The sequence below is a fragment of the Streptomyces sp. NBC_00210 genome (assembly GCF_045160975.1).
Classification (GTDB): domain Bacteria; phylum Actinomycetota; class Actinomycetes; order Streptomycetales; family Streptomycetaceae; genus Streptomyces.
The window spans coordinates 7,513,554-7,539,461 of sequence record NZ_CP108120.1 but is presented as its reverse complement, the minus strand read 5'-3'; the positions used below and the strand labels follow the sequence as shown (position 1 = coordinate 7,539,461).

The following is a 25,908-nucleotide window of genomic DNA, read 5'->3' as shown; positions in this document are numbered from 1 at the left end:
CCCGCCCCATTGCTCTTGTGGTGAAGCCCAGTTGACAGGGCAGCGTATCGCCCGTGATCTTGCCGTTGCCGTCCGGTTCCCGGATCCGGGGTGAAGCCAGGCAAGATGGGGGCGTGACCCTTATCGATCAGCTGCCGCCGGACGCCGACCCAGATGCCCTCTTCGAAGCCTTCTCCTCATGGGCCGAAGGCCAGGGCATCACGCTCTATCCGGCTCAGGAGGAGGCGCTGATCGAGGTTGTCTCGGGGGCCAATGTGATCCTTTCGACGCCCACCGGCTCGGGAAAGAGCCTGGTCGCGGCGGGCGCGCACTTCACGGCTCTGGCCAATGACCAGGTCACGTTCTACACCGCGCCGATCAAGGCGCTGGTCTCGGAGAAGTTCTTCGACCTCTGCAAGCTCTTCGGCACGGAGAACGTCGGAATGCTGACGGGCGACGCGTCCGTCAACGCCGACGCCCCCGTCATCTGCTGCACCGCCGAGGTGCTGGCCTCCATCGCCCTGCGCGACGGCAAGCACGCCGACATCGGCCAGGTCGTGATGGACGAGTTCCACTTCTACGCGGAGCCGGACCGCGGCTGGGCCTGGCAGATCCCGCTGCTGGAGCTGCCGCAGGCGCAGTTCATCCTGATGTCGGCGACGCTCGGCGACGTCTCGATGTTCGAGAAGGACCTGACCCGCCGCACCGGCCGCGAGACCTCGGTCGTGCGGTCCGCGACCCGGCCCGTCCCGCTCTCGTACGAGTACGTCACGACGCCCATCACGGAGACCCTGACCGAGCTGCTCGAAACCCGGCAGGCGCCGGTCTACATCGTGCACTTCACGCAGGCCCAGGCGGTCGAGCGTGCGCAGTCGCTGATGAGCATCAACATGTGCTCGCGCGAGGAAAAGGACAAGATCGCCGAACTGATCGGCAACTTCCGCTTCACCACCAAGTTCGGTCAGAACCTGTCCCGTTACGTACGCCATGGCATCGGCGTGCATCACGCCGGCATGCTGCCCAAGTACCGCCGTCTGGTCGAAAAGCTCGCGCAGGCGGGCCTGTTGAAGGTCATCTGCGGTACCGACACGCTCGGCGTCGGCGTCAACGTCCCCATCCGCACGGTGCTGTTCACCGCTCTCACCAAGTACGACGGCAATCGCGTACGTACTCTCCGCGCCCGCGAGTTCCATCAGATCGCCGGTCGCGCCGGGCGGGCCGGATTCGACACCGCCGGTTTTGTGGTCGCCCAGGCCCCCGAGCACGTCATCGAGAACGAGAAAGCGCTCGCGAAGGCCGGCGACGACCCGAAGAAGCGCCGCAAGGTGGTCAGGAAGAAGGCACCCGAGGGCTTTGTCGCCTGGTCGGACACCACGTTCGAGAAGCTGATCGGCTCCGAGCCGGAGCCGCTGACCTCGCGCTTCCGGGTCACCAACATCATGCTGCTCTCGGTGATCGCCCGGCCCGGGAACGCCTTCGAGGCGATGCGCCGCCTCCTCGAGGACAACCACGAGCCGCGCAAGGCGCAGCTGCGCCATATCCGCCGGGCCATCGCCATCTACCGCTCGCTGCTCGACGGCGGGGTGGTTGAGCAGCTGGACAAGCCCGACGCCGAGGGCCGCACCATCCGGCTCACCGTCGACCTCCAGCAGGACTTCGCGCTGAACCAGCCGCTGTCGACGTTCGCGCTCGCCGCCTTCGACCTGCTCGACCCGGAGTCCCCGTCCTACGCCCTGGACATGGTCTCCGTCGTCGAGTCGACGCTCGACGACCCCCGCCAGATCCTCGCCGCCATGCAGAACAAGGCGCGCGGTGAGGCGGTCGGCCAGATGAAGGCGGACGGCATCGAGTACGAGGAGCGCATGGAGCGGCTCCAGGACATCTCGTACCCCAAGCCGCTGGAAGAGCTGCTCTGGCACGCGTACAACGTCTACAAGAAGTCGCACCCGTGGGTCGGTGACCACCCGGTCTCACCGAAGTCCGTCATCCGTGACATGTACGAACGGGCCCTCACCTTCACGGAGTTCACCTCCTGGTACGAACTCGCGCGCACCGAGGGCATCGTGCTGCGCTATCTCGCGAGCGCGTACAAGGCGCTTGACCACACCATCCCAGACGACCTCAAGACCGAGGACCTTCAAGACCTGATCGCCTGGCTCGGCGAGATGGTGCGCCAGGTCGACTCCAGCCTGCTCGACGAGTGGGAGCAGCTGGCCAACCCGGAGATCGAGACCGCCGAGCAGGCCCAGGAAAAGGCTGACCAGGTCAAGCCGGTCACCGCGAACGCCCGCGCCTTCCGTGTGCTCGTACGCAACGCCATGTTCCGCCGGGTCGAACTGGCCGCGCTGGACCACGTCCGCGAGCTCGGCGAGCTGGACGCCGAGTCGGGCTGGGACGAGGACGCCTGGGGCGAGGCGATGGACAAGTACTGGGACGAGTACGAGGACCTGGGCACCGGACCCGACGCACGCGGCCCCAAGCTGCTGCTGATCGAGGAGGACCCGGAGCACGGTCTGTGGCGCGTCCGGCAGATCTTCGCCGACCCGAACGGCGACCATGACTGGGGTATCAGCGCGGAGGTCGACCTGGCTGCCTCCGACGAGGAAGGCCGGGCCGTCTTGCGGGTCACATCCGTCGGCCAGCTCTGACACTGGGAACACAGGAGACCACCCGATGACGAATCCGGCCGAGCGCCTGGTCGATCTGCTCGACCTGGAGCAGATCGAGGTCAACATCTTCCGCGGCCTCAGCCCGAACGAGTCCCTGCAGCGGGTCTTCGGCGGGCAGGTGGCGGGCCAGGCACTGGTCGCGGCCGGCCGCACCACCGACGGCGAGCGGCCGGTCCACTCACTGCACGCGTACTTCCTGCGGCCGGGAATCCCCGGCGTGCCGATCGTCTACCAGGTCGAACGGGTAAGGGACGGCCGCTCGTTCACCACCCGCCGGGTCACCGCGGTCCAGCAGGGCAAGACGATCTTCAATCTGACCGCCTCCTTCCACCGGCCCGAGGAGGGCAGCATCGAGCATCAGCTGCCGCCGCGGCTGGAGTTCCCGGACCCCGAGACGCTCCCCTCGCTCACCACGGAGATCCGCGAGCATCTGGGCGAACTCCCGGAGGCGCTGGAGCGGATGGCCCGCCGCCAGCCCTTCGACATCCGTTATGCCGAACGGCTGCGCTGGACCCCCGAGGAGATCAAGGAGGCGGACCCGCGCAGCGCCGTGTGGATGCGCGCGGTGGGCCCGCTGGGCGACGACCCACTGGTGCACACGTGCGCGCTGACGTACGCGAGCGACATGACGCTGCTCGACGCGGTCCGCATTCCGGTCGAGCCGCTGTGGGGCAGGCGCGGCTTCGACATGGCGTCGCTGGACCACGCGATGTGGTTCCACCGGCCTTTCCGCGCCGACGAGTGGTTCCTGTACGACCAGGAGTCGCCGATCTCGACGGGCGGACGCGGGCTGGCGCGTGGCCGCATCTACGACCGCGAGGGCAGGATGCTGGTGTCGGTGGTGCAGGAGGGGTTGTTCCGCAGGCTGGGCGACTGACGAGCGAGCCCGGTAAGACAGGCTGGACAAAGCCTGAGTAGCCGAACAGGGGAAATCCGCCATATCCGGTATGTCGCAACCCGTTTGACGGTTCGGAGTCCCTAGGGTCGTCGCGCTACCGCCGCGACGTAAGGCTCCGACATGGCACTTCTCCCCCGCCCGACAACCCTCGACCGGCCGGCCCCCGCCGAGGACACCGGGCCCTCGCAGACACCCGAAGCGCAGCAGGAGTCCCACGGGGTGCTGCGCAGCGTCTGGCTGTGGCCCGTTGTCGCCACGCTGGCGTGCACGGTCTACGGCATCCGCACCCCGGTGATGTGGGAGGACGAGCTCACCAGCTGGGACGTGGCCTCCCGCGACCTCGGGCAACTGCTGGACACTGTCCAGCGGGTGGATGCGGTGCTCGGTACCTACTACCTGCTCCTGCACGGGTGGATGACGGTCTTCGGGGACTCGGCGACCTCGCTGCGGCTGCCGTCGGCTCTGGCCATGGCCGGTGCCGCCGGATGCGCGGCGCTGTGCGGGCAGCGGCTGTTCGGGCGCCGCGCCGGGCTGGCCGGGGGCCTGCTGTTCGCGTTGATCCCGGTGGTGAGCAGGTACGCCCACGAGGCTCGCCCGTACGCACTGGTCGTCTGTGCCGTCTCGCTGTCCACACTGTTGCTGCTGCGGGCGCTGGACCGGCCGGGGAGCAGACGGCGCTGGGCCGCATACGCCCTGGGTGTGGCGGCGGTCGGCCTGTTCCATCTGCTGGCCCTGACCGTGCTGCTCGGGCACATGGTGGCGGTTGGCTCCCGGGTGCGAGCCGAGCGGCGGGTGCTGTGGGGCTTCGGCATCGCGGTCTCGGTGGGTGTGATCGGTGTGGTTCCCGTGGCGCTGCTGGGCAGGGCGCAGACCGGCCGGCAGATCTCCTGGATCCCCCGGCCGGACATGTGGGGCCTGGTCGCCATCTGGCCGCAGCTGTTCGCGTCGGCGACGCTGGCCGGGGCGGTGATCGCACTGGCGGTCACCGCGTGGGGCGAGCGCCGCAGTGCCGCGCTGTGCTGCACCGCGATGGCGGTGCTGCCGCCGCTGGTCCTGTGGGTGGTCTCGCACGGGCAGGTGTCGTACTTCTTCTACCGGTATCTTCTGTTCACCCTGCCGGCGTGGGTGATGCTCGCCGGGGCGGGCCTGGTCGCCGCACGGAGCCGGGCGGTCGTGGCGGCGGCACTGGTGGTGCTCGCGGTGCTGACCGTGCGCGAGCAGCAGGCGCTTCGGAAGCCGTTCGCGCACTTCAGCAGCGGCCTGGACTATCCGGGCGCCGCCCTGACCATCGAGAAGTTCTACCAGCCCGGTGATGCGGTGATCTACGACCGCGGGGACGACGCCTGGCGGATGCTCGACGTGGGGGTCCGCTTCTACCTGCCGGACGATCTGCGGATGCATGACGTCTTCCTGGCCGAGTCGTCCGCCGACAGGGACGACCTGCGGCCCACGGAGTGCGGAGACCCTGGTGCCTGTCTGCGGGGCGACAAGCGCGTCTGGCTCGTCGTGTCGGGCAACTGGGGGGATCCGTTCAGGGAGCTGCCCGACGACCAGGAGCGGGCGCTGCGTGCGCGGTACACGGCGTACGGCTCCGCGCATGTGACAGGCATCACCGTGACACTCCTCGAACTCAAGGCATAAGCAGCTTCGGAGCGCGTTGGAGTGTCTGCGGCCATTGTCAGACTGGACCGCATCGCTATCACCAGAAGGAGACCCGATGAGTCTGTCCGACATCCCGCTGCGCACCCTGACCGGCGAGTCCGCGTCGCTTGCCGACTTCGAGGGCAAGGCGGTGCTGCTGGTGAATGTCGCCTCTCGGTGCGGACTGACGCCGCAGTACGCCGGTCTCGAGCGGCTTCAGAAGAGCTACGGTGACCGCGGTTTCACGGTGCTGGGCGTGCCCTGCAACCAGTTCGCAGGCCAGGAGCCGGGCAACGCGGAGGAGATCCAGTCCTTCTGCTCGGCGACGTACGGCGTGACCTTCCCGATGCTGGAGAAGACGGATGTGAACGGGGACGGCCGGCACCCGCTGTACACGGAGCTGACGAAGGTCGCGGACGCGGACGGCGAGGCCGGCGATGTCCAGTGGAACTTCGAGAAGTTCCTGATCGGCAAGGACGGCCAGGTCGTGGCGCGGATCCGCCCGGGCACGGAGCCGGAGGCCCCGGAGGTCGTCACGGCGATCGAGGCACTGCTCGGCGCCTGAGTGCGCGGTGTCCTCAGGCGCCGGACGGGCTTGACCGCATGCCTGTCCGGCGGCTGAGGACGAGCCGGCCTATCGGATCGGCATGCCCGACAGCGTCCGGGCGATCACCAGGCGCTGGATCTCGCTCGTGCCCTCGAAGATCGTGTAGATCGCGGCGTCGCGGTGCATGCGCTCCACCGGGTACTCACGGGTGAACCCGTTGCCGCCCAGGATCTGGATGGCCTGCGCCGTGACCTTCTTCGCGGTCTCGGAGGCGTACAGCTTGGACATCGAGCCCTCGGCGGAGGTGAAGGGCTTGCCCGTCACCGCCATCCAGGAGGCACGCCACACCAGCAGCCGTGCCGCGTCGATCTGGGTGCGCATGTCGGCGAGTTGGAATGCGATTCCCTGATTGTCGATGATCGGGCGGCCGAACTGGCTGCGGGTCATGGCGTAGTCGAGTGCGACCTCGTACGCGGCACGGGCGGTGCCGACCGCCATCGCGCCGACCGCCGGGCGGGAGGCCTCGAAGGTGGCCATGGCCGCGTTCTTCACCCTCTCGCCGCCCGACTTTGCTCTCTCACGCGCGCGGGCCAGGCGCTCGTCCAGCTTCTCCTTGCCGCCGAGCAGGCAGGAGCCGGGGACGCGTGCGTTCTCCAGCACCACCTCGGCGGTGTGCGAGGCGCGTATGCCGTGCTTCTTGAACTTCTGGCCCTGCGAGAGACCGGGAGTGTTCGGCGGGACGATGAAGGAGGCGTGGCCCTTGGAGCCGAGCTCCGGGTCGACGACCGCGACCACGACATGGACGTTGGCGATTCCGCCGTTGGTCGCCCAGGTCTTGGTGCCGTTGAGCACCCATTCGTCCTTGGCCTCGTCGTACACCGCGCGGGTGCGCATCGCGCCGACGTCGGAGCCCGCGTCCGGCTCGGAGGAGCAGAAGGCCGCGACCTTCACGTCGTCCACGTCACCGTACATCTGCGGGATCCAGGTGCCGATCTGCTCCTCGGTGCCGTTCGCGAGGACGCCGACCGCCGCAAGTCCCGTGCCGACGATGGAGAGTCCGATGCCGGCGTCGCCCCAGAACAGCTCCTCCATCGCCATCGGGATCCCGAGGCCGGTCGGGTCGAAGAACTGCTGGGCGTAGAAGTCCAGGGAGTAGATTCCCACCTTGGCCGCTTCCTGGATCACCGGCCAGGGTGTCTCCTCACGCTCGTCCCACTCGGCGGCGGCCGGACGCATCACGTCTTTGGCGAATCCGTTGAGCCAGTCACGGATCTGCTTCTGGTCGTCGTTGAGTTCGAGCGTGAACTCGGCCATTTTCCCCTCCAGTACTGCGGTGACCTCTTGCATGTTACTTGCGGTAACCGCAGTCTGTTACCGGCAAGTAGACCATGTCAACCGGCCACCGCCCGATCACCTCGACCGACTGGCAGGGTGTTACGTTGCGCAGGCGTCACGCAATCGCACGGGCGGGGAGAAACGACAATGGAGACCACACAGCAGGCGGCGGGCCAGCAGCGGTCGGCCGACCAGCGGCGCCGGGAGCTGCTTGAAGCCGCGGACCGAGTGGTGCTCCGGGACGGGCCGCAGGCGTCGATGAACGCGATCGCCGCGGAGGCGGGCATCACCAAGCCCATCCTGTACCGGCACTTCGGCGACAAGAGCGGCCTGTACCGGGCGCTGGCCAAGCGCCACACCGATGCGCTGCTGCACGCGCTTCGGGAAGCGGTCGACGCGCCTTCCGAGCGCCGCGAGCGGGTCGAGGCGACGCTGGACACGTATCTCGCGGCGATCGAAGCCAGGCCGCAGGTCTACCGATTCCTGATGCATCCGGCCGAGGACAGCCAGCCCTCGGAGGCGGGGTTCGACGTCGGCCGGCACTCGGCACCGCTGCTGCGACGGCTCGGCGAAGAGCTGGCGATGGTCATCTACGACCGGGTCGACCTCGGGCCGGACAGCGAGCAGTTGGCCCGGGTGTGGGGCCATGGCATCGTCGGCATGATGCACGCGGCCGGGGACTGGTGGCTGGGCGAACGCGAGTGCTCCCGCGCGGAGTTGGTGCGGTGCCTGGCGGACCTGCTGTGGGGGCGCCTGGCCGCGGCGGCGGACCGTCCGGGCGGCCAGACGTTCTGAACCGGGGGCAAGCCCCCGGACCCCAGACGCCCTTCGGGCGATTGAGGAGCTGGGGGTCCCCCACGCCCGAAGGGCGTAGGGGGCGGGGTCTGGGGCGGAGCCCCAGTTACGGTGACCACGGCGCACGCCGCGCCGCTCGCAGCGCTCTCGCCCGGCGCCAGCCCGTGAGCCGGTCCATGTAGACCGCCCCCTCCAAGTGGTCGCACTCATGCTGCAGGCACCGCGCGAAGAAGCCCGTGCCCTCCACCCGCACCGGCTCGCCGTCCGCCGTCACCCCCTCCACCACCGCGTGGTCGAATCGCTCCGTACCCGCCTCCAGGCCCGGCAGCGACAGACAGCCCTCCGGCCCCCGCACCGTGACCCCGTCCGCCTCCACCAGACGCGGATTGACGATGTGTCCGAGATGACGGACGTCATCGTCGTCCGGGCAGTCGTACACGAACACCCGCAGCGGCACCCCCACCTGGTTCGCCGCCAGACCCACCCCCTGCGCCGCGTACATCGTCGCGAACATGTCCTCGATGAGCGTCTTCAGCACGGGAGAGAAGTCCGTGACGGTCTCACACGGGGCGTGCAGCACCGGATCTCCGAGCAGGCTCATGCCCCTCACGAGTCCGGAACTGCCTGGGATCGGCCGGTTTCGCATGGCCGTAAGCGTACGGTCCGCCGTGACCTCCACGTTTTCCGCCGGTGCCGACGTACGGGCGCATGAGTGGACCTCGATAGGCTGGGCCGGACCGATGCAAGGAGGATCAAGGACGATGTCAGGCAACTCGGAGCCACTGACGCCGCGCGCCAAGCTCGCCGTGACGGCAGGCAAGGCCGCAGCGGCGGTGTCGCGCGCCGCCGGACGCGGCAGCGGCTCGGTGATCGGCGGCCGGGTCGCGCTCAAGCTCGACCCCGATCTGCTGGGGCGGCTGGCGCAGCACCTGGACGTCGTCCTCGTGTCGGCGACCAACGGCAAGACCACCACCACCCGGCTGATCGCCGAGGCGCTGCGGGCCAGCGGCCCGGTCGTCTCCAACGCGCTCGGCGCCAATATGCCCGCCGGCATCACCTCCGCGCTGGCCGGCGGTTCCGACGCCAAGTTCGGTGTGATCGAGGTCGACGAGAAGTACCTCGCCGGCGTTGCCCGCGATGTGACGCCCAAGGCGATCGCGCTGCTCAACCTCTCGCGCGACCAGCTGGACCGCGCCGCCGAGACCCGGATGCTGGCCGAAAAGTGGCGCGAGGGACTCTCCGGTACGAAGGCCATGGTCATCGCCAACGCCGACGACCCGCTGATCGTGTGGGCCGCCTCCTCCTCGCCCAACGTGGTGTGGGTCGCCGCCGGCCAGGAGTGGAAGGACGACGCCTGGTCCTGCCCGTCCTGCGGCGGTGTGATGCAGCGCCCCGGCGACGACTGGTTCTGCGGCGAGTGCGGTTTCCGGCGCCCCGCCCCCAGCTGGGTGCTGAGCGGTGACCACGTCCTCGACCCGCACGGCTCGGCCTGGCCGATCCACCTCCAGCTGCCCGGCCGCGCCAACAAGGCGAACGCAGCCACCTCCGCCGCGGTCGCCGCCTGCTTCGGAGTGCCGCCGCAGGTCGCCCTGGAGCGCATGTATCAGGTCCAGGCCGTCGCCGGCCGCTATGACGTGGTCAGCTTCCTCGGCCGCGAGCTACGCCTGCTGCTCGCGAAGAACCCGGCCGGCTGGCTCGAAACGTTCTCCCTGATCGACCCGCCGCCGACGCCCGTCATCCTCTCGGTCAACGCGCGCGGCGCCGACGGCACGGACACCTCCTGGCTCTGGGACGTCGACTACACCCGGCTCGCCGGCCACCCGATCTTCGTGATCGGCGACCGCAAGCTGGACCTCGCCGTCCGCCTGGAGGTCGCGGGCCTGGACTTCCGGGTGTGCGAGAACGCCGACGAGGCGGTGCAGCTGGCCCCGCCCGGCCGGATCGAGGTCATCGCCAACTACACCGCCTTCCAGGACCTGCGCCGCCGCGTCGGCAACTGACCCGCAGAGGATTGACGAGAGTATGAGCGACAGCAGCCTGCGTCTGGTCTGGGTCTACCCGGACCTGCTCAGCACCTACGGCGACCAGGGCAACGCGCTGGTCGTGGAGCGCCGTGCCCGGCAGCGCCGCCTGGACGTGATGCGTATCGACGTACGCAGCGACCAGCCGGTCCCCACCTCCGGCGACATCTATCTGATCGGCGGCGGCGAGGACCGGCCGCAGCGGCTCGCGGCCGAGCGGCTGCGCCGCGACGGCGGACTGAGCCGGGCCGCATCCAACGGCGCGATCATCTTCTCCGTCTGCGCCGGTTACCAGATCCTCGGCCATGAGTTCATCAATGATCTCGGCGAGCGCGAGCCGGGTCTCGGTCTGATCGACGTGATCTCCACGCGCGGCGAGGGCGAGCGGTGCGTCGGTGACGTACTGGCTGACATCGACCCGCAGTTGGGCCTGCCGCAGCTGACCGGCTTCGAGAACCACCAGGGCATCACGCACCTCGGCCCGACGGCCCGCCCGTTCGCGCGCACCATCCTCGGCCGCGGCAACGGCACGGGCGACGGCACCGAGGGCGCGTACAACGACACCGTCTTCGGCACGTACATGCACGGTCCCGTGATGGCGCGCAACCCGCAGATCGCGGACCTGCTGCTGAAGCTGGCCCTCGATGTGAACGCGCTGCCGCCGACGGACGACCGGTGGTACGAGGCGCTGCGCGCCGAGCGCATCGCGTCGGCGACGCAGCCCGCCTGACCGGGAGCCTGCGCGCGGAGCCTGCCGGCGGGTCCGCCTGGCAGGAACCCGACCGGCAGGAAGCTGCCGTCCATCAGTCGGACGCCCGGTTCGGCCCCGTCACCCATCGCCGGTAGGGTGGCGGGGATCCAACCGGACGACGTGGTCCGGAAGTCGGCCCACGTTTGCAAAGGTATTTCGGGCTATGCGCATTGGTGTGCTCACCTCCGGCGGCGACTGCCCCGGTCTGAACGCCGTCATCCGTTCCGTCGTGCACCGCGCCGTCGTCGATCACGGCGACGAGGTCATCGGCTTCCACGACGGCTGGAAGGGCCTTCTGGAGTGCGACTACCGCAAGCTCGATCTTGACGCGGTGGGCGGCATCCTGGCTCGCGGCGGCACGATTCTCGGCTCTTCCCGGGTCCAGCCCGCGCATCTGCGCGACGGCGTGGAGCGGGCCAAGGGGCATGTCGCCGAGCTCGGTCTCGACGCGATCATCCCGATCGGCGGCGAAGGCACTCTCAAGGCCGCCAACCTTCTCTCCGAGGGCGGGCTGCCGATCGTCGGCGTGCCGAAGACCATCGACAACGACATCGCGTCGACCGATGTCACCTTCGGTTTCGACACCGCTGTCGGTGTCGCGACGGAAGCGCTCGACCGGCTGAAGACCACCGCCGAGTCGCACCAGCGCGTGCTGATCGTCGAGGTCATGGGGCGGCACACCGGCTGGATCGCACTCCACTCGGGCATGGCGGCGGGCGCCCACGCCATCGTCGTACCGGAGCGGCCCTTCGACATCGCCGAGCTGACCCAGCGGGTCGGCGAACGCTTCTCGGCGGGCAAGAAGTTCGCGATCGTCGTGGTGGCGGAGGGCGCCAAGCCGCGCGAGGGCTCGATGAAGTTCAACGAGGGCGGCAAGGACGTCTACGGGCACGAGCGCTTCGCGGGCGTGGCCCAGCAGCTCTCTGTCGAGCTGGAGCAGCGGCTCGGCAAGGAGGCCCGTGCCGTGATCCTCGGCCACGTCCAGCGCGGTGGTACCCCGACCGCGTACGACCGTGTCCTCGCCACCCGCTTCGGCTGGCACGCCGTGGAGGCCGCGCACCGCGGTGAGTTCGGCATGATGACGGCGCTGCGCGGCACGGACATCACCATGGTGCCGCTGGCCCAGGCGGTGGAGACGCTGAAGACCGTCCCGGCCGAGCGTTACGCCGAGGCCGAGTGCGTGCTCTGAGGCTGCATACTCTCAGGTTGGCCCCTCGCAAATCAGCCCATATCTGAATGAACTGCCCCCGGTCGCAGGTGCGATCGGGGGCAGTTCTACTCTGGTGCGGACAAGCGGACATCTCAGCACGAACCAGCAGCAGAAACAGGAGCCGGCGGATGGATCACAGCGGGCACGGCATGACGATGGATCTGCCGCCGTTCACGCTGGGGCGGGGGCTCGAATTCTCACCGGACCCGTCCTTCCTGGTCGGCTGTCTGCTTGCGCTCGGCCTCTACGGCTGGGGCGTACTGCGGCTGCGCAGGCGCGGCGACGCCTGGCCGGTCGGCCGCACCATCGCCTTCGCACTGGGCGTGCTGAGTGTGGCGCTGGTGATGTGTACCAAGCTCAATGACTACGGCATGGTCATGTTTAGCGTGCACATGGTGCAGCACATGGTGATCAGCATGCTCTCGCCCATCGTGCTGCTGCTCGGCGCACCGGTGACACTGGCGCTGCGCGCGCTGCCGGTCGCGGGCCGCGGCCGCAAGGGGCCGCGCGAGCTGCTGCTGGGGCTGCTGCACAGTCGCTTTATGCGTGTGGTCACGCACCCTGTCTTCACGATCCCGCTGTTCATCGCGAGCCTCTACGCGCTCTACTTCAGCCCGCTCTTCGACTTCCTCATGGAGTCGAAGACCGGGCATGTGGCGATGATGGTGCACTTCCTCGCGGTGGGCCTGGTCTTCTTCTGGCCGATCATGGGTGTGGATCCGGGCCCGCACCGGCCGGGCTATGTGATGCGGATGCTGGAGCTCTTCGCGGGCATGCCGTTCCACGCCTTCTTCGGGATCGCGCTGATGATGGCGACCGAGCCGATGATCAAGGCGTACGAGAATCCGCCGGCCTCGCTCGGCATCGACGCGCTCGCCGACCAGACCGCGGCGGGCGGTATTGCCTGGGCGTTCAGCGAGATCCCGTCCGTGCTGGTGCTGATCGCGCTGGTCTTCCAGTGGTACCGCTCCGAGCAGCGGCAGGCCAGGCGCATGGACCGGGCCGCGGACCGGGACGGCGACAAGGATCTTGCGGCGTACAACGCGTATCTCGCCTCGCTCCAGGCGCGCGGGCAGTAGCGCGCAGCCCTCCTCACGGGTGACCATGAGGGCGGCGGCCGGGGCCGTCGGAGGAGGGCGCACATGTCCGGATCCACGAAGGCGATGGGAGTGCTCACCGTCGGGACCCTGGTGGTCGTGACGGCCTATACAGCGGCACTCGGCAGCAATGGGTGGCTCTGGTTCGGCTGGGTGGTGCTCGGCCTGTTGACGATCGGGGTGGTGGCCTCGCGCAGCAACTGACCCCGCGGCCGGCGAGCGAACGCGGTCAGAACCGGAATACCTCACCGGTTGCCGCGTCCAGCGCGCACGCGTTGGCGTACGTCTTGTGCCAGGCGGTCATGCGGCCGCGCCAGGTTCCGGTGGCGTCGACCGTGACCGGGTCGAACTCCTCGGTGCACGGATGCGGATCGCCCGGCAGCCGGTCCAGATCCCCGCGCGCCGCCGCGAGCGCGCTGCATGCGGCGGCGGGATCGGGGTGCGCCCCGCCGGGCTCGGGCGAGCAGTGCAGCAGCACCCCGCGCACCCAGGTGTTCTCGCTCCCGGACACGGTGAGGAACAGGCCTCGGGGTGCCGGCTCGTCGCCGACGGCGTGTGCGGGGACAGCGCGCGCGGGGACAGCGCGCGCGGGGACAGCGGTCGCGGGGACAGCGGTCGCAGCAAGGGACATCAGGGCTGCTGCGGCGAGGACGGCGCTGCGGTGCATCCAGGGCTCCTGAGTCTGGTGGTCCGTGAGTCTTGGTGGCCCGTGAGGCTTGTGGCCCGGCGCAGGGCCGGACCACACACAGGCAAGCGCACCTGCTCACGACCGGCGTCGGCAAGGGGCCGCGCGGGCGGGTAGCGCGTACGGGCGAGGCGAATCGCCCGTACGGCTCCGCAGTCTGCAAGCAGCGGCAAGCGGTCAGCCGCTTGCCACGGCCGCGCCCACGCGATCGACGGACCGAGCCTCCAGCGGCACGGCCGGGACACCTTCGCCGTGGAGCACGGGGCTCATAGGCAGGGGCTTGAACTCAGGCACGGGCGACTTCGGGACCGGCGCTGCCCGACGGACACGCTGGACCTCCTTCACCCGACGGCTGAACCAGATCACCTTGCCCGTGGCGGTGCCGCAGGTGCCCCAGCTGTCGCTGAGAACCGCGACGGTGGCGAGTCCGCCCTTGGAGGGGCTGGAACTGGTCAGCCGAGGCATCCGGCGGTCCTTGTCCGCCACGGACGCGATCAGGTGCCGGCCCGTCCAGCGCAGTTCCACCACGCACGCCTTGTCGCCCTTCACATGCTGAACGACATTGCCGATGAGTTCGTCGACCGCCCGGCAGACCGGTGTGATGTGGTCTTCCAGGCTCCAGTACCGAAGATGCGCGGCGAGAATGCGCCGGATCTGAGGAATCCGCTCTGTCGATGCCTGCACTTCCAAGGTGTAGCGGCAGGCGGCCGTGACATGCATGACCGTTACTCCTCACCGCGACCTGGTCACCCCTTCGGCTGCTTGACCCCCGAGTGCGAAGAGTGAGCAAGTGTCGCTTCTGGGTCACCACCCAGACTGACCGCGGGTGCCCAAGACCGCAACACATCGCCCGTCCGGCGCAAGCAGACTGTCCGGTCCGAGGCGGTTACGCGGGGCGATGGCTGCACCTAAACTGACCGTTCTTGCGACGCTACTGACCTGGCACAACGCAGTCCTGACGCCGATCCGGACCAAGTGAGGAGCACCCTCAATTGTTCTATTACGTGCTCAAATACGTCATTCTGGGGCCGCTGTTGCGGTTGCTGTTCCGGCCCAGGATCGAGGGACTCGAGCACATTCCGGCAGAGGGCGCGGCGATCGTCGCCGGAAACCATCTGTCGTTCTCGGACCACTTCCTGATGCCGGCGATCATCAAGCGCCGCATCACCTTCCTGGCGAAGGCCGAGTACTTCACCGGGCCGGGACTCAAGGGCCGGCTGACGGCGGCGTTCTTCCGCAGCGCCGGGCAGATCCCGGTGGACCGCTCCGGCAAGGAGGCCGGTCAGGCGGCGATCCGTGAAGGCCTCGGTGTGCTGTCCAAGGGCGAGCTGCTGGGGATCTATCCCGAGGGCACCCGGTCGCACGACGGCAGGCTCTACAAGGGCAAGGTCGGCGTCGCCGTGATGGCGCTCAGGGCGCAGGTGCCGGTGGTGCCGTGCGCGATGGTGGGGACGTTCGAGATCCAGCCACCGGGGCAGGTCCTGCCGAAGATCAAGCGGGTGACGGTGCGGTTCGGCGAGCCGATGGACTTCTCGCGGTACGCGGGAATGGAGAACCACAAGGCGGCGATCCGCGCGGTCACCGACGAGATCATGTACGCGATCCTGGAGCTGTCCGGACAGGAGTACGTGGACCGCTATGCCGCCGACGTCAAGGCGGAGTTGGAGCAGCCGAAGAAATTCCCACGGCGAAGAAGCTGAAAGGCGCCCGGCCGCGCAGTACGCACCCCACTGCGAGCGCTTCGGGTACCCGCGGGAGGACGCGTGGCTGTGGGGACGCGGAGGCGGGAGCGAAAACCTGAGCGCCGTAGCCGAAGAAGGGGCGGCCGGAAACCGGCCGCCCCTCCCCCGTGCTGCTGGTGTGTCTTACGGCTTCGGCGTGGCGTGCGGGGTGCACGTCACATCGCTGCTGTCCAGCTTGCCGCTGAGCAGGTAGGCCTCCACCCGCTCGTTGATGCACGGGTTGACCAGGCCGGTCACACCGTGCGAACCGGCGTCCTTCTCGATGATCAGACGCGAGCCCTTGAGCCGCTTGTGCAGTTCGACGGCGCCGTCGAAGGGCGTGGCGGCGTCACGGGTCGACTGCACGATGAGCACCTGGGGCAGACCCTTGCCCGTCTTCACCCTGACCGGCGTCTGCTGCTTGGACGACCAGGTGGCACAGGGCAGGTTCATCCAGGCGTTGGCCCAGGTCATGAACGGGTAGTCCTTGTGCAGCCGGGTGTTGTCCCGGTCCCACTTCTTCCAGCTGGTGGGCCACTTGGCGTCCGCGCACTCGACGGCCGTGTAGACGGCGTTGCCGTTCTCCGAGGCGATGTTGCCCGCGGTGTCCGACAGGTCGGGCGCCGCGGCGTCGACCAGCGCCTGGGTGTCACCGGCGACGTACTTGCTCCAGGCCTTGGCGGTGGGCGCCCAGGAGGAGTCGTAGTACGGCGCGCTCTGGAAGAAGCTGATGAGCTCCGCCGGTCCGACGACCCCGCCGAGCGGGCTCTTCTTGGCGGTGGCCCGCAGCTTCAGCCACTGCTGCTCGACCTTCTCGGGGGTGTCCCCGATGTGGTAGGTCGCGTCGTTCTTGGCGACCCAGGCCTTCCAGTCGTCCCAGCGCATCTGGAAGGCGACGTCCTGGTCGAGGTTGGCCTGGTACCAGATCTTCTCCCGCGACGGGTTGACCACGCTGTCGACGATCATCCGGCGCACATGGCCCGGGTAGAGCGTCGCGTACACCGCGCCGATGTACGTGCCGTAGGAGACGCCCAGGAAGTTGAGCTTCTTCTCACCGAGAGCGGCCCGGACGACGTCCAGGTCGCGCACGGTGTTCGGCGTGGTCATGTACGGCAGCATCCAGCCGCTGCGCTTGGCGCAGCCGTCCGCGTACTGGGCGGCGAGCTTGCGCTGGGCGCGCTTGTCGGCCTCGCTGTCGGGCACCGGGTCGGCCTTCGGAGCCTTGACGAACTCCTGCGGGTCGACGCAGGAGATCGGGGCCGAGTGGCCGACACCACGCGGGTCGAAGCCCACGAAGTCGTACGCCTTGGCGGTGTTCACCCAGAGCGGGTTCTTGTTCGTGACCCGGGTCGGGAAGCGCATGCCCGAGCCACCGGGGCCGCCCGGGTTGTAGACCAGGGCGCCCTGGCGGTCGGCCGCGGTGCCGGTGTTTCCTATGCGGTCGACGGCAATCTTGATCTGCTTGCCGTTGGGCCGCGCGTAGTCGAGCGGAACGCTCACCCAGCCGCACTGAATGGGCTTGGCGAATCCCCAGTCCGCCGGACAGTCCGCCCAGTCGATGCCCTTCTTTGCGGCACGCTCGGCGGCCAACTGAGCGCCGCGAGCCTCGGAGTAGCCGCGATGGCGGCTCTCGGCGTTGGCCGCCGGAGCCGCCATCGCGCCTGCAATGAGCGTGCCCGCGATCAGAGTGCCGGCCGAGCCGAGCACTGCTGTGCGTCTCACGTAGAACTCCCCCTATCTGTTGTCGAGTTCTCCAGGGGATCCTTTCGTCTGCGGGCATGCCGAGAACAGGTCGTACTGGTGTTCTTTACCGAACCAATAACCGGTGACTCAAGTCCCGCTGAGCGGTGCAGCGTTACGGGCCCCGTCAGGGGGGTCAGCCGGGGAGTTCGGCGCGAAGCACCTCGTCCAGTACGCACCGCAACTGGCGGGCGTCTGGTGCGACGGCTGTGACCAGGAAGGCCGGGCCGGCGAGCGGAGTGAGAACCGCAGCCTCGCCGAACAGTCGCGATTCGGCCGGTTTGTCGTCCAATGCCGGGTGGACCACAAGGAGTTGGCCGACGGCACGGTGCTCGCCGAGGACGGCGCCGCCGTCCCAGCCGCCGGGCGCGCCCGGGCCGTAGCCGAGCTCCTGGTCGAGCAGCGGGCGCCCGGCGCGGCGGACCGTGAGGCGGGTGGCAAGGGTGCCGGGCTGCTCGCCGTACCGGCCGAGGATCTGCTCCTCGCGCAGCACCAGCCGTGCCGTGGCCGTCAGCTCGACCCGCGTACGCATCCGCAGGTCACTTCCGTACGCGGAGATGAGCTGTTCCGGCAGCCAGCGCAGCTCGGCGTCCTCGCCGACGGTCAGCCGCACGTCGTAGCGGGCCGGTTCGGGTGTGCGTCCGGGCAGCGCGATGGTGGCGGCCGCGGAGTCGACATGAAGCCGGGCGCCTTGACCCACCTCGGCCTCGATGGCGAGCCGGTCGCCACCGAGCGGGGCGCTCATGGCGCCGACGACGGTGACCCGGGTGTACGGGCCGGTGGCGCGGGTACGGCGCAGCGCCAGCGGTCCGTCGCTCGTCAGCTCGGGCAGTCCCTCGCGGGTGGCGACGATTCGGGCGGTGGCGTGGATGCTCATGCGGTCCAGTCGGCGAGCCGGTCGCGCACCCACTCGGCCACCGGGCCCACGCCCCCCTCGCCCTTCAGTGAGGTGAAGACGACGGGGAGTTCACCGCGCTGCTCCTTGGCATCGCGGGCCATCCGCCCGAGGTCGGAGCCGACGTACGGCGCGAGGTCCGTCTTGTTGACGACGAGCAGATCGGCGGTGGTGACGCCGGGGCCACCCTTGCGCGGGATGTCGTCGCCGCCCGCGACGTCGATGACGAAGATCTGGGCGTCGACGAGCCCCTTGGAGAAGGTGGCGGTGAGATTGTCGCCTCCGGACTCGACGAGGATCAGATCGAGCGGGCCGACGCTCTCCTCCAGCTCCTCGACGGCTTCGAGGTTGGCGGAGATGTCGTCGCGGATCGCGGTGTGCGGGCAGGCGCCGGTCTCCACGGCCTGGATGCGCTCCGGAGGCAGCACGGCGTTACGGAGCAGGAATTCGGCGTCCTCGCGGGTGTAGATGTCGTTGGTGACGACGGCGATGGACAGCCGGTCGCGCAGTGCGCTGCAGAGCGCGGCGACGGTGGCGGTCTTGCCGGAGCCGACAGGGCCACCGAGGCCGATGCGCAGGGCACGCCGGGTGCCGTCGGAACGGGTCGCATCGGCGCCGACTGCGGCCGGTCCGTCGTGGGAGTGGTCGAGGTGCATGGTGCGGCTCCTGGATGTCTTACGAGGCGAAGAGGCGTACGGGCCAGGTCGCGTGCTGCTCGGCCGTGATGTCGAGCAGCGGGGCCGACGCTGCGGGCAGGGCGTCGATGCCCTCGGCCGCGGCTGCCGCGGCGCGGGCGGCGACCTCGTCCATGTCGGGGGCGAGGCAGGCGAGTACGGCGGTGGCCTGGAAGGGGTCGAGGCTGAGCAGACGTACCGCCGCGGTGGCCGGACCGCTGACCGTCTCGTACGCGACGCAGTGCGCGGCGTCCGTCGGCCCAAGGCCGGCGGCGCGGGCGGCGAGCCCGAGGACGATCGGCTGGTGCGTGCCGCGCGGGAAAGCCGCGGCGAGCGCGTCGAGTTCGGCGCACGGCCATGCCGCCCGGGCGGCGCGCATCATCTGCCGCCCGAGCTTGCGGGCGGTGGCCCGCAGAGCCGGTGAGGGGGTACGGGCGTCCGCGGCCTCGTCGAGTGCCGTCGGATCGAGGCCGAGGGCAGCGGCGGCCGCGAGCCCCGCCGAGGTGAGCCCGGTGGTGTGCAGCCGTCCCCGGCAGAAGGCGGCCAGATCCCCGGCGTCGCGAATCCGTCCGGCCTTGACGGCCGGTTCGGCCCCACCGGAGTGGGCGTGCCCGCCGGCGGGGAACCGGCCGTCGGCGAGGACGAGCAGGGCCGCGCGCGCTCCCGGCGCGGAGCCGCCCGCGGCGGGTCCGCCGTCGCCGGCGACCGGGCCGAAGCCTCCCGCCGCGGGGGCGCGCGCAGTCGTTGCTTTGTCCATGGCTCAGAAGAGGAAGTAGCGCTGAGCCATGGGCAGTTCGGCGGCGGGCGCGGGCTCGACCGGCTCGCCGTCGATCGTCACCGTGAACGTGTCGGCGTCCACCTCCACGTGCGGCAGCGCGTCGTTCTCCCGCATGTCCGCCTTGCTGATGCGCCGCGTGCTGGTGATCGGCACGAACTTCTTGGCCAGGCCGAGGCGTTCGGGCAGATCGTCCTCGATCGCCGCCTGGGCGACGAAGTTGAACGAGCTCAGCGACGCCGCCCGCCCCAGCGCGCCGAACATCGGGCGCGGCAGCACCGGCTGCGGCGTCGGGATGGAGGCGTTGGCGTCGCCCATCTGCGCATACGCGATCTGCCCGCCCTTGATCACGAGCTGCGGCTTGACGCCGAAGAAGGCGGGCTCCCACAGCACCAGGTCGGCGAGCTTGCCGGTCTCGACCGAGCCGATCTCGCGGTCCAGGCCCTGTGCGATCGCCGGGTTGATCGTGTATTTGGCGACATAGCGACGTGCGCGGTGGTTGTCGGCACGGCCGTCCCCGGGCAGTGCGCCCCGGCGCTTCTTCATCACATGCGCGGTCTGCCAGGTGCGCATCACCACCTCGCCGACACGCCCCATGGCCTGGGAGTCGGAGGAGATGATCGAGATGGCGCCGAGGTCGTGCAGGATGTCCTCGGCCGCGATGGTGGAGGGCCGTATCCGGGACTCCGCGAAGGCCAGGTCCTCGGGCACCGCCGGGTTCAGGTGATGGCAGACCATCAGCATGTCGAGGTGTTCCTCGATCGTGTTGACGGTGTGCGGCCGGGTCGGGTTGGTGGAGCTGGGCAGCACATGGGGCTGGGAGACCACGGTGATGATGTCCGGTGCGTGCCCGCCGCCCGCGCCTTCGGTGTGGTACGCGTGGATCGTGCGGCCCGCGATGGCGGCCAGCGTGTCCCCCACGAAGCCCGCTTCGTTGAGGGTGTCCGTGTGGATGGCGAGCTGCGCGCCGGTCTCGTCGCAGACGCTCAGGCAGGCGTCGATGACGGCGGGGGTTGCGCCCCAGTCCTCGTGGATCTTGAATCCGAGCGCGCCACCGCGCAGTTGGGAGTGCATGGCCTCGCGGGACATCGTGTTGCCCTTGCCGAGCAGCCCGATGTTCACGGGCAGGGAGTCCATCGCCCCGAACATCCGGGCAAGGTGCCACGGCCCAGGGGTGATGGTGGTGGCCTTGGTCCCCTCGGCCGGTCCGGTGCCGCCGCCGACAAGTGTGGTGACGCCCGTGGCGAGCGCCTGGTCGATGATCGTCGGCGAGATGAAGTGGACGTGCGCGTCGATGGCGCCCGCGGTGACGATCTTCCCGTTGCCGGCGATGATCTCGGTCTCGGGGCCGATGACGAGGTCGGCGTGTACGCCGTCCATCGTGTCGGGGTTCCCGGCCTTGCCGATGCCGGTGATCCGGCCGTCGCGGATACCGATGTCGGCCTTGACGATGCCCCAGTGGTCGACGATGACGACACCGGTGATGACGGTGTCGGGTGCGCCTTCGGCCCGCGTCGCACGGGACTGGCCCATCGACTCGCGGATCACCTTGCCGCCGCCGAACACGGCCTCGTCGCCCGCGAGTCCGGGCCCGCCGGAGCGGTCGGCCTCGATCTCGATCAGCAGATCGGTGTCGGCGAGCCGGATGCGGTCGCCCGTGGTGGGCCCGAAGAGATCCGCGTACACGGCACGGTTGAGCTCAGGCACCTTCATCTCCTGTCGCTTCTCCGCCCACTCGGCGCGGAGGTGCGGATTTCACCTTCGGCTGCGGACCGGCGGCCTCGGGTGCGTCGCTCCCATCGAGAGCACCTCCGGTCTCGCCGCGCAGCCCGGGGACGAGCCGACGGCCGGCGAGGGGTACGAGTTCGACCTCCACGGGGATGCCGGGCTCGAAACGCACGGCGGTGCCCGCGGCGATGTTCAGCCGCAGGCCCCTGGCGGCCGCTCGGTCGAAGTCCAGACCGGGGTTGGCCTCGGCGAAGTGGTAGTGGGAGCCGACCTGGACCGGCCGGTCGGCGGCGTTGACGACGGCGAGGCGGGTGACCTCGCGCCCCTGGTTGAGGGGCACGTTCCCGTCGGCGAAGAGTATTTCTCCTGGGATCATCGGCGCGGCCCCTCTCAGACGATCGGGTCGTGGACGGTGACGAGCTTGGTGCCGTCCGGGAACGTCGCCTCGACCTGGACGTCGTGGATCATCTCGGGGATCCCGTCCATGACGTCGGCGCGGGTGAGGACCTTACGGCCCGATGCCATGAGTTCGGCGACGGTGCGTCCGTCCCTGGCGCCCTCCAGGATGTGCGAGGTGATCAGGGCGACGGACTCGGGGTGGTTCAGCTTGACCCCGCGCGCTCGGCGCTTCTCCGCCACGTCGGCGGCCACATGGATGAGCAGGCGTTCCTGCTCGTGCGGGGAGAGTTGCACGTGTCCACCTCACTGTCTTCCGGCCCAGTCCCGCCCGGGCGCAGCGGGACACCGGTTCACGTCAACACTCTGTTGACGTGCGCACGGACGTCTCGCGACCAGGGGTTGAACGTTAGGACGAAAGTTTTTCCGGCGCGTTAACTGATCTTGGGCACACATGACATCGGCGCCCGCAGAGCAGCCCGCACCGCGACAGGGGACCGGTTCGTATACGTGGCGGGCTCAGCCGCGGCGGTCGGGGCGCCGGTGCTCGGCCGTCAGACCGAAGCGGGCGCGCTCACCGGAAGCGGATCCGACCTGGCCCAGCTTGGAGACCGAGCTGATGACCTGCTCCTCGGCCGCCTCCTGATCCCCCTCCAGGCGCTCCAGGTCAGCGGCGGACACCAGCGCCACGAGCGGCTTCCCGTGCCGGGTCACGACCACCCGTTCCCCGCCGTAGACAACACGGTTGATCAGCTCGGCGAGCTCTGCGCGGGCTTGCGTCACCGGAATCTCGTAGGCCATGCCCCCAGCTTAATCCGCGGCCATGACGTCCCGGTTTTGCAGATTCCGTCCCGGATCATGTGGGTCGTCACTAGTCTGGGCCTCTCGCTGGGCCCAATTGGGGGGTGCCCGGCCTGAAATCGAGGACGCTCATGCTCCGCACCCGCACCATGGCCGTTGCCGCTGTCGCGGCATCAGCCGCAGGTCTCGCACTGCTGCCGATGCCGGCACAGGCCGCGGCCGGCTCCGTTCATCTGTACAAGATCTACTACGACAGCCCGGGTTCGGACCGGGGATCCAACGCAAGCCTGAACGCCGAGTATGTGCAGATTCGCAACACCACCTCGAAGGCCGTCAGCCTGAAGGGCTGGACGCTCGTCGACGCGTCGAACCACAGGTACGTCTTCGGCACGTACACGCTGGGCAGGGGAAAGACGGTGACGGTCCACACGGGCAAGGGGACGAACAGCACGGCGCACCGCTATCAGGGGCGCGGCTGGTACGTGTGGAACAACGACAAGGACACGGCGACGCTGAGGAAGTCGACGGGCGTCCGGGTCGACACCTGCTCCTACAACTCGACCAGGGTCGACTACAAGTTGTGCTGAGCGCCTGACCTCCCGCCCCCGCCGCCCGGGCAGCGGGGGCGCTGTCATGCCGCGGTTCAGTCGTACAGCGGTGACCGTTCGCCCTCAGCGAGCATCCGTCCCGCTTCCGGCACCTCGATCTGTACGTCCTGTACATTTTTTACAGGCCAGCGCCCGAGGAGCACGAGGAGAGGTACGTCATGAACCGCCCCGCCGCCCGCTATGTCCTGCCCGAATTCACCGAGCGCACCAGCGCGGGATCCCGCAGCCTCGATCCGTACTCGAAGCTGTTCGACGAGCGGATCATCTTCCTGGGCACCGTCGTCGACGACACCGCCGCGAACGATGTGATCGCGCAGTTCCTGCATCTCGAGTACACCGCCCCCGACCGAGACATCTCCCTCTACATCAACTCCCCCGGCGGCTCACTGAGCGCCATGTCCGCGATCTACGACACGATGCAGGTGGTCACCTGCGACGTGGAGACGACGTGTCTCGGACAGGCCGCGTCGACCGCCGCCCTGCTGCTCGCCGCCGGCGCCCCCGGCAAGCGGATGGCGCTGCCCGGCTCGCGGATCGTCGTCCAGCAGCCCGCGTTCGAGGAGCCGTTGCAGGGCCAACCCTCCGATCTGGAGATCCAGGCGCAGGAGTTGCTCCGGCTGCGTGACCAACTCGCACGGATGCTCGTGCGCCACACCGGCCAGACCTCCCAGCGGATCGCCGCCGACCTGGAGCGCGACACGATCTTCGACGCCGTCGAGGCCAAGAGGTACGGGCTGGTGGACCATGTGATCAAGAACCGCAAGACGTCATTGTCGTCCCACGGTTCGAGGTGAGCACCCCGTGCTGCCGCCCGAACTGCCGCCGCTGCCCGCGCTGACCCGCGCCGAGGGCGAACTCATCGACAGCTACCTCGAAGTGCTCGATCTGCTGGGGCGGATCAACCCGGCGCGCGGAACGCACACCTATGGTGCGCTCCGCGCCGCACAGGCGCTGGTCGGCCGGGCCAATGCGCTCAAGGACGCCCTGACGCTGATGCACATGCGCGGCGAGAGCGAGATCCATGCGACGACGCTGACCGAGGCACTCAGGGCCCTCGACGGCGAACGCCGGGCGCACCGGGTGACGATGCCGCCCGTAACGCTCAGTTGACGAACTCACCTCTTCCGTCTACGGCCATCAGGGTACTGGTCACGCTCCCCCATTCGATGTAATCACTGTCCCCCGAAGCCCTACGGACAACTTGCGCGGCACGGCTACCGATTTGGCGGAATGACTTGTTCCGCCGCTGGTGCAAGGGTCCTCGGGCGTCCCCTGCCGCCCCTCGAAACTGCCCTGTCCACCCGAACAGGTGAGTGGTGGTAAAGCTCACAAACTGCCGTTTCAGTTCGGAAATCCGGCATGAGTTGGGTCAAGATCCCTGGGACGACAAGCCCCCGCCACCGCGGCGGGGCGGTCCGGGCGGACGCCGAGTCCTGCCGCCGCACCCGGATGACTGGTCGACAGGAGTGCATCGGCAGGAGTGGAGGACCCAAGCACGACGGGGCAGCCGGAAGGTCGGCAGTCCCTTGGGGTGAAGCCGCAGCCGCGGCCGGGCATCTTCGTCCGTCCGAACCCGACAGGTCATCCTTCACAGGCGGCTGACGAAGGGTTGCGCATGACTGCGCAGATTCATGTCCCGTTTCTGATGGGCCGGGCGGGCGCCGTATCGGCCCTGACCCTCGCCGCCGTCGGCGGCTCGCTGCTGGCTCCGGGGGGAGCCTCCGAGGCATACGCGGCTACGACCCACGCGAGCAAGGCACTTCAGGTGGCCGCCTCCAAGAAGGGCGCACCGTACAAGTACGGCGCCTCGGGTCCGCGCCGGTTCGACTGCTCAGGGCTGACGCTCTATTCGTACAAGAAGGCGGGCAAGAAGCTCCCACGTACGGCCCAGCAGCAGTACAACAAGACCCGCCACATCTCGGCGTCCTCCCGGCAGCAGGGAGACCTGGTCTTCTTCCACTCCGGCAGCAGCGTCTACCACGTGGGGATCTACGCCGGCCGCAACAAGATCTGGCACTCGCCGAAGACCGGCTCCTGGGTGAAACTGGAAAAGATCTGGAGCAAGAGCGTGTGGTACGGCCGGGTGCGCTGACGGCCCGTTGACTGATGGTGCGCCGATCGCCGCTCATCACCGGCGGTCGGCGTACCGGGACCGCGGCGGGTCCGCACCCGGCGCCCGGCGCCTGGCACCCGCCAGTCGGCACCCGGCGCCCCGGCGTCAGTGCGCCAGCGGCTCGGCCAGCAGAGTCACGCCGAGCGCCGTGAGCGCCCCGCCGGTGACGCCTTCCACGGCGCGCGTGGTGCGCGGCCGACGCAGCCACTGCCCCAGACGGTCCACCAGCAGCGCCACCGCGGGGAACCAGAGCAGAGCCAGGACGACGACGATCGTGGCCAGCAGCAGAGTCCGCGGCAGCACCGGCGCACCGTCCGGCACAAACTGCGGGAGCAGGCTGAGGAACAGGACCGGCGCCTTCGGGTTGAGGACGTTGGTGAGGAACCCCTGCCGCAGACTGCGGCCCATGCCGTCGGCCGCTTCGCCCGCCGGATCCGGCACGGCGAGCGCCGGACGCAGGGCCGAGCGCACCGCCCGTACACCCAGGTACAGCACATACGCTCCACCGGCGATCTGAAGCGTGCGGTACAGCACCGGGACCGCGACCAGGACGGCGGCGAGTCCCGCGACTGCCAGCGCGGTGTGCACGAGCAGCCCCCCGGCCACACCGACGGCGCAGGCCACGCCCGTGCGCCGGGAGGCGAGCGCATTGCGTACGACGACGGTGAAGTCCGCGCCCGGCATGGCGACCATGCCCGCGGCGACCCCGGTGAAGGCAAGCAGCTGTGCGTCCATGCCGACCATCGTGGCCCGTCGCAGGGCTTAACGTGTACTTACAATCTTCTGGGTCTGCCTAAAGTGATGCTTAAGCCTGGCGGAGAGGGAGTGG

The 25,908-nt window shown here is 69.3% G+C and carries 27 protein-coding genes, 1 pseudogene and 1 riboswitch; of the genes and pseudogenes, 15 read left to right on the top strand and 13 right to left on the bottom strand.

Annotation, left to right across the window (positions count from 1 at the left end; all coding sequences use genetic code 11):
* Nucleotides 1-113: 113 nt before the first annotated feature.
* From OG729_RS34185 to OG729_RS34170, 4 genes are all read left to right on the top strand, one after another.
* The gene (locus OG729_RS34185; protein WP_360870797.1) at nt 114-2,627 is read left to right on the top strand and encodes a DUF3516 domain-containing protein; all 2,514 of its coding nucleotides are present in this window, start codon (nt 114-116) and stop codon (nt 2,625-2,627) included.
* Nucleotides 2,628-2,652: 25 nt separating this feature from the next.
* Nucleotides 2,653-3,525 (top strand): acyl-CoA thioesterase II, encoded by an 873-nt coding sequence (locus OG729_RS34180; RefSeq protein WP_360870794.1) that lies wholly within the window; start codon nt 2,653-2,655, stop codon nt 3,523-3,525.
* A 141-nt stretch (nt 3,526-3,666) separates the two neighbouring features.
* Nucleotides 3,667-5,187, top strand: coding sequence for a glycosyltransferase family 39 protein (locus OG729_RS34175; protein ID WP_405809776.1), 1,521 nt, complete (start codon nt 3,667-3,669; stop codon nt 5,185-5,187).
* 76 nt (nt 5,188-5,263) lie between these two features.
* Nucleotides 5,264-5,752, top strand: coding sequence for a glutathione peroxidase (locus tag OG729_RS34170; protein WP_360870788.1), 489 nt, complete (start codon nt 5,264-5,266; stop codon nt 5,750-5,752).
* A gap of 69 nt (nt 5,753-5,821) precedes the next feature.
* Here OG729_RS34170 and OG729_RS34165 read toward each other — a convergent pair whose 3' ends face one another.
* Nucleotides 5,822-7,048, bottom strand: a complete 1,227-nt coding sequence (locus OG729_RS34165) for an acyl-CoA dehydrogenase family protein (RefSeq protein ID WP_360871022.1) — start codon at nt 7,046-7,048, stop codon at nt 5,822-5,824.
* Between the two features lie 168 nt (nt 7,049-7,216).
* On the opposite strand from OG729_RS34165, the gene OG729_RS34160 reads away from it, so the two are divergent.
* A complete protein-coding gene (locus tag OG729_RS34160) occupies nt 7,217-7,864 on the top strand; it encodes a TetR family transcriptional regulator (protein WP_405809774.1) in 648 nt (215 codons plus the stop codon).
* A gap of 106 nt (nt 7,865-7,970) precedes the next feature.
* Here OG729_RS34160 and def read toward each other — a convergent pair whose 3' ends face one another.
* On the bottom strand, nt 7,971-8,510 hold the full coding sequence (gene def, locus OG729_RS34155) for a peptide deformylase (protein ID WP_360870782.1): 540 nt from the start codon (nt 8,508-8,510) through the stop codon (nt 7,971-7,973).
* Nucleotides 8,511-8,625: 115 nt separating this feature from the next.
* Between def and OG729_RS34150 the strand changes: the two genes are divergently transcribed.
* From OG729_RS34150 to OG729_RS34130, 5 genes are all read left to right on the top strand, one after another.
* Complete coding sequence (locus tag OG729_RS34150; protein WP_360870779.1) at nt 8,626-9,864, top strand: MurT ligase domain-containing protein; 1,239 nt, start codon at nt 8,626-8,628, stop codon at nt 9,862-9,864.
* Between the two features lie 22 nt (nt 9,865-9,886).
* Nucleotides 9,887-10,615 carry a glutamine amidotransferase gene (locus tag OG729_RS34145; RefSeq protein WP_360870776.1) on the top strand — a complete coding sequence of 243 codons (729 nt, stop codon included), beginning with the start codon at nt 9,887-9,889 and terminating at the stop codon, nt 10,613-10,615.
* A 184-nt stretch (nt 10,616-10,799) separates the two neighbouring features.
* Nucleotides 10,800-11,825: a 6-phosphofructokinase gene (locus OG729_RS34140; protein ID WP_360870773.1), complete on the top strand. Its 1,026-nt coding sequence runs from the start codon at nt 10,800-10,802 to the stop codon at nt 11,823-11,825.
* 149 nt (nt 11,826-11,974) lie between these two features.
* Nucleotides 11,975-12,925 carry a cytochrome c oxidase assembly protein gene (locus tag OG729_RS34135; protein ID WP_405809772.1) on the top strand — a complete coding sequence of 317 codons (951 nt, stop codon included), beginning with the start codon at nt 11,975-11,977 and terminating at the stop codon, nt 12,923-12,925.
* A 63-nt stretch (nt 12,926-12,988) separates the two neighbouring features.
* A complete protein-coding gene (locus OG729_RS34130) occupies nt 12,989-13,147 on the top strand; it encodes a hypothetical protein (protein ID WP_360870767.1) in 159 nt (52 codons plus the stop codon).
* A gap of 25 nt (nt 13,148-13,172) precedes the next feature.
* On the opposite strand, the gene OG729_RS34125 is transcribed toward OG729_RS34130, so the two are convergent.
* On the bottom strand, nt 13,173-13,610 hold the full coding sequence (locus tag OG729_RS34125) for an SSI family serine proteinase inhibitor (protein WP_405809770.1): 438 nt from the start codon (nt 13,608-13,610) through the stop codon (nt 13,173-13,175).
* 195 nt (nt 13,611-13,805) lie between these two features.
* Entirely contained in the window at nt 13,806-14,348 is a 543-nt protein-coding gene (locus OG729_RS34120; protein ID WP_360870761.1) for an ATP-binding protein, read from the bottom strand.
* Nucleotides 14,349-14,620: 272 nt separating this feature from the next.
* Between OG729_RS34120 and OG729_RS34115 the strand changes: the two genes are divergently transcribed.
* Entirely contained in the window at nt 14,621-15,328 is a 708-nt protein-coding gene (locus tag OG729_RS34115) for a lysophospholipid acyltransferase family protein (RefSeq protein WP_360870758.1), read from the top strand.
* Nucleotides 15,329-15,493: 165 nt separating this feature from the next.
* On the opposite strand, the gene OG729_RS34110 is transcribed toward OG729_RS34115, so the two are convergent.
* From OG729_RS34110 to OG729_RS34075, 8 genes and pseudogenes are all read right to left on the bottom strand, one after another.
* A complete protein-coding gene (locus OG729_RS34110; protein ID WP_405811380.1) occupies nt 15,494-17,056 on the bottom strand; it encodes an alpha/beta hydrolase in 1,563 nt (520 codons plus the stop codon).
* Between the two features lie 169 nt (nt 17,057-17,225).
* On the bottom strand, nt 17,226-17,966 hold the full coding sequence (locus OG729_RS34105) for an urease accessory protein UreD (RefSeq protein ID WP_405809768.1): 741 nt from the start codon (nt 17,964-17,966) through the stop codon (nt 17,226-17,228).
* Nucleotides 17,963-18,640: an urease accessory protein UreG gene (gene ureG / locus OG729_RS34100; RefSeq protein WP_405809766.1), complete on the bottom strand. Its 678-nt coding sequence runs from the start codon at nt 18,638-18,640 to the stop codon at nt 17,963-17,965. The genes OG729_RS34105 and ureG overlap by 4 nt, the downstream gene beginning before the upstream one ends.
* Nucleotides 18,641-18,659: 19 nt before the next feature.
* On the bottom strand, nt 18,660-19,415 hold the full coding sequence (locus tag OG729_RS34095) for an urease accessory protein UreF (RefSeq protein WP_405809764.1): 756 nt from the start codon (nt 19,413-19,415) through the stop codon (nt 18,660-18,662).
* A gap of 3 nt (nt 19,416-19,418) precedes the next feature.
* On the bottom strand, nt 19,419-21,140 hold the full coding sequence (locus OG729_RS34090) for an urease subunit alpha (RefSeq protein ID WP_405809763.1): 1,722 nt from the start codon (nt 21,138-21,140) through the stop codon (nt 19,419-19,421).
* 91 nt (nt 21,141-21,231) lie between these two features.
* Nucleotides 21,232-21,537: pseudogene (locus OG729_RS34085) on the bottom strand (urease subunit beta); the annotation flags it as partial.
* Nucleotides 21,538-21,551: 14 nt separating this feature from the next.
* Nucleotides 21,552-21,854, bottom strand: coding sequence for an urease subunit gamma (locus OG729_RS34080; protein ID WP_360870740.1), 303 nt, complete (start codon nt 21,852-21,854; stop codon nt 21,552-21,554).
* Nucleotides 21,855-22,076: 222 nt separating this feature from the next.
* A complete protein-coding gene (locus tag OG729_RS34075; RefSeq protein WP_360870736.1) occupies nt 22,077-22,358 on the bottom strand; it encodes a type II toxin-antitoxin system Phd/YefM family antitoxin in 282 nt (93 codons plus the stop codon).
* A 131-nt stretch (nt 22,359-22,489) separates the two neighbouring features.
* Here OG729_RS34075 and OG729_RS34070 point away from each other — a divergent pair, with 131 nt between their 5' ends.
* The 4 genes from OG729_RS34070 (at nt 22,490) to OG729_RS34055 (ending at nt 25,058) form a co-directional block, all read left to right on the top strand.
* Nucleotides 22,490-22,945, top strand: a complete 456-nt coding sequence (locus OG729_RS34070) for a lamin tail domain-containing protein (RefSeq protein WP_360870733.1) — start codon at nt 22,490-22,492, stop codon at nt 22,943-22,945.
* Between the two features lie 179 nt (nt 22,946-23,124).
* Nucleotides 23,125-23,760 carry an ATP-dependent Clp protease proteolytic subunit gene (locus OG729_RS34065; RefSeq protein ID WP_405809761.1) on the top strand — a complete coding sequence of 212 codons (636 nt, stop codon included), beginning with the start codon at nt 23,125-23,127 and terminating at the stop codon, nt 23,758-23,760.
* 7 nt (nt 23,761-23,767) lie between these two features.
* Nucleotides 23,768-24,076 (top strand): hypothetical protein, encoded by a 309-nt coding sequence (locus tag OG729_RS34060; RefSeq protein WP_360870727.1) that lies wholly within the window; start codon nt 23,768-23,770, stop codon nt 24,074-24,076.
* A 317-nt stretch (nt 24,077-24,393) separates the two neighbouring features.
* Nucleotides 24,394-24,578: riboswitch (cyclic di-AMP (ydaO/yuaA leader) on the top strand.
* A 3-nt stretch (nt 24,579-24,581) separates the two neighbouring features.
* Entirely contained in the window at nt 24,582-25,058 is a 477-nt protein-coding gene (locus OG729_RS34055) for a C40 family peptidase (RefSeq protein WP_360870724.1), read from the top strand.
* Nucleotides 25,059-25,184: 126 nt separating this feature from the next.
* Here OG729_RS34055 and OG729_RS34050 read toward each other — a convergent pair whose 3' ends face one another.
* Entirely contained in the window at nt 25,185-25,814 is a 630-nt protein-coding gene (locus OG729_RS34050) for a LysE family translocator (RefSeq protein ID WP_360870721.1), read from the bottom strand.
* Nucleotides 25,815-25,908: the final 94 nt, after the last annotated feature.

Coding starts and splice junctions, on each gene's coding strand:
- OG729_RS34180 (WP_360870794.1), top strand. CDS start 2,653: ATGACGAATCCGGCCGAGCGCCTGGTCGATCTGCTCGACCTGGAGCAG.
- OG729_RS34175 (WP_405809776.1), top strand. CDS start 3,667: ATGGCACTTCTCCCCCGCCCGACAACCCTCGACCGGCCGGCCCCCGCC.
- OG729_RS34170 (WP_360870788.1), top strand. CDS start 5,264: ATGAGTCTGTCCGACATCCCGCTGCGCACCCTGACCGGCGAGTCCGCG.
- OG729_RS34165 (WP_360871022.1), bottom strand. CDS start 7,048: ATGGCCGAGTTCACGCTCGAACTCAACGACGACCAGAAGCAGATCCGT.
- OG729_RS34160 (WP_405809774.1), top strand. CDS start 7,217: ATGGAGACCACACAGCAGGCGGCGGGCCAGCAGCGGTCGGCCGACCAG.
- def (WP_360870782.1), bottom strand. CDS start 8,510: ATGCGAAACCGGCCGATCCCAGGCAGTTCCGGACTCGTGAGGGGCATG.
- OG729_RS34150 (WP_360870779.1), top strand. CDS start 8,626: ATGTCAGGCAACTCGGAGCCACTGACGCCGCGCGCCAAGCTCGCCGTG.
- OG729_RS34145 (WP_360870776.1), top strand. CDS start 9,887: ATGAGCGACAGCAGCCTGCGTCTGGTCTGGGTCTACCCGGACCTGCTC.
- OG729_RS34140 (WP_360870773.1), top strand. CDS start 10,800: ATGCGCATTGGTGTGCTCACCTCCGGCGGCGACTGCCCCGGTCTGAAC.
- OG729_RS34135 (WP_405809772.1), top strand. CDS start 11,975: ATGGATCACAGCGGGCACGGCATGACGATGGATCTGCCGCCGTTCACG.
- OG729_RS34130 (WP_360870767.1), top strand. CDS start 12,989: ATGTCCGGATCCACGAAGGCGATGGGAGTGCTCACCGTCGGGACCCTG.
- OG729_RS34125 (WP_405809770.1), bottom strand. CDS start 13,610: ATGCACCGCAGCGCCGTCCTCGCCGCAGCAGCCCTGATGTCCCTTGCT.
- OG729_RS34120 (WP_360870761.1), bottom strand. CDS start 14,348: ATGCATGTCACGGCCGCCTGCCGCTACACCTTGGAAGTGCAGGCATCG.
- OG729_RS34105 (WP_405809768.1), bottom strand. CDS start 17,966: ATGAGCATCCACGCCACCGCCCGAATCGTCGCCACCCGCGAGGGACTG.
- ureG (WP_405809766.1), bottom strand. CDS start 18,640: ATGCACCTCGACCACTCCCACGACGGACCGGCCGCAGTCGGCGCCGAT.
- OG729_RS34095 (WP_405809764.1), bottom strand. CDS start 19,415: ATGGACAAAGCAACGACTGCGCGCGCCCCCGCGGCGGGAGGCTTCGGC.
- OG729_RS34075 (WP_360870736.1), bottom strand. CDS start 22,358: ATGGCCTACGAGATTCCGGTGACGCAAGCCCGCGCAGAGCTCGCCGAG.
- OG729_RS34070 (WP_360870733.1), top strand. CDS start 22,490: ATGCTCCGCACCCGCACCATGGCCGTTGCCGCTGTCGCGGCATCAGCC.
- OG729_RS34065 (WP_405809761.1), top strand. CDS start 23,125: ATGAACCGCCCCGCCGCCCGCTATGTCCTGCCCGAATTCACCGAGCGC.
- OG729_RS34055 (WP_360870724.1), top strand. CDS start 24,582: ATGACTGCGCAGATTCATGTCCCGTTTCTGATGGGCCGGGCGGGCGCC.
- OG729_RS34050 (WP_360870721.1), bottom strand. CDS start 25,814: ATGGACGCACAGCTGCTTGCCTTCACCGGGGTCGCCGCGGGCATGGTC.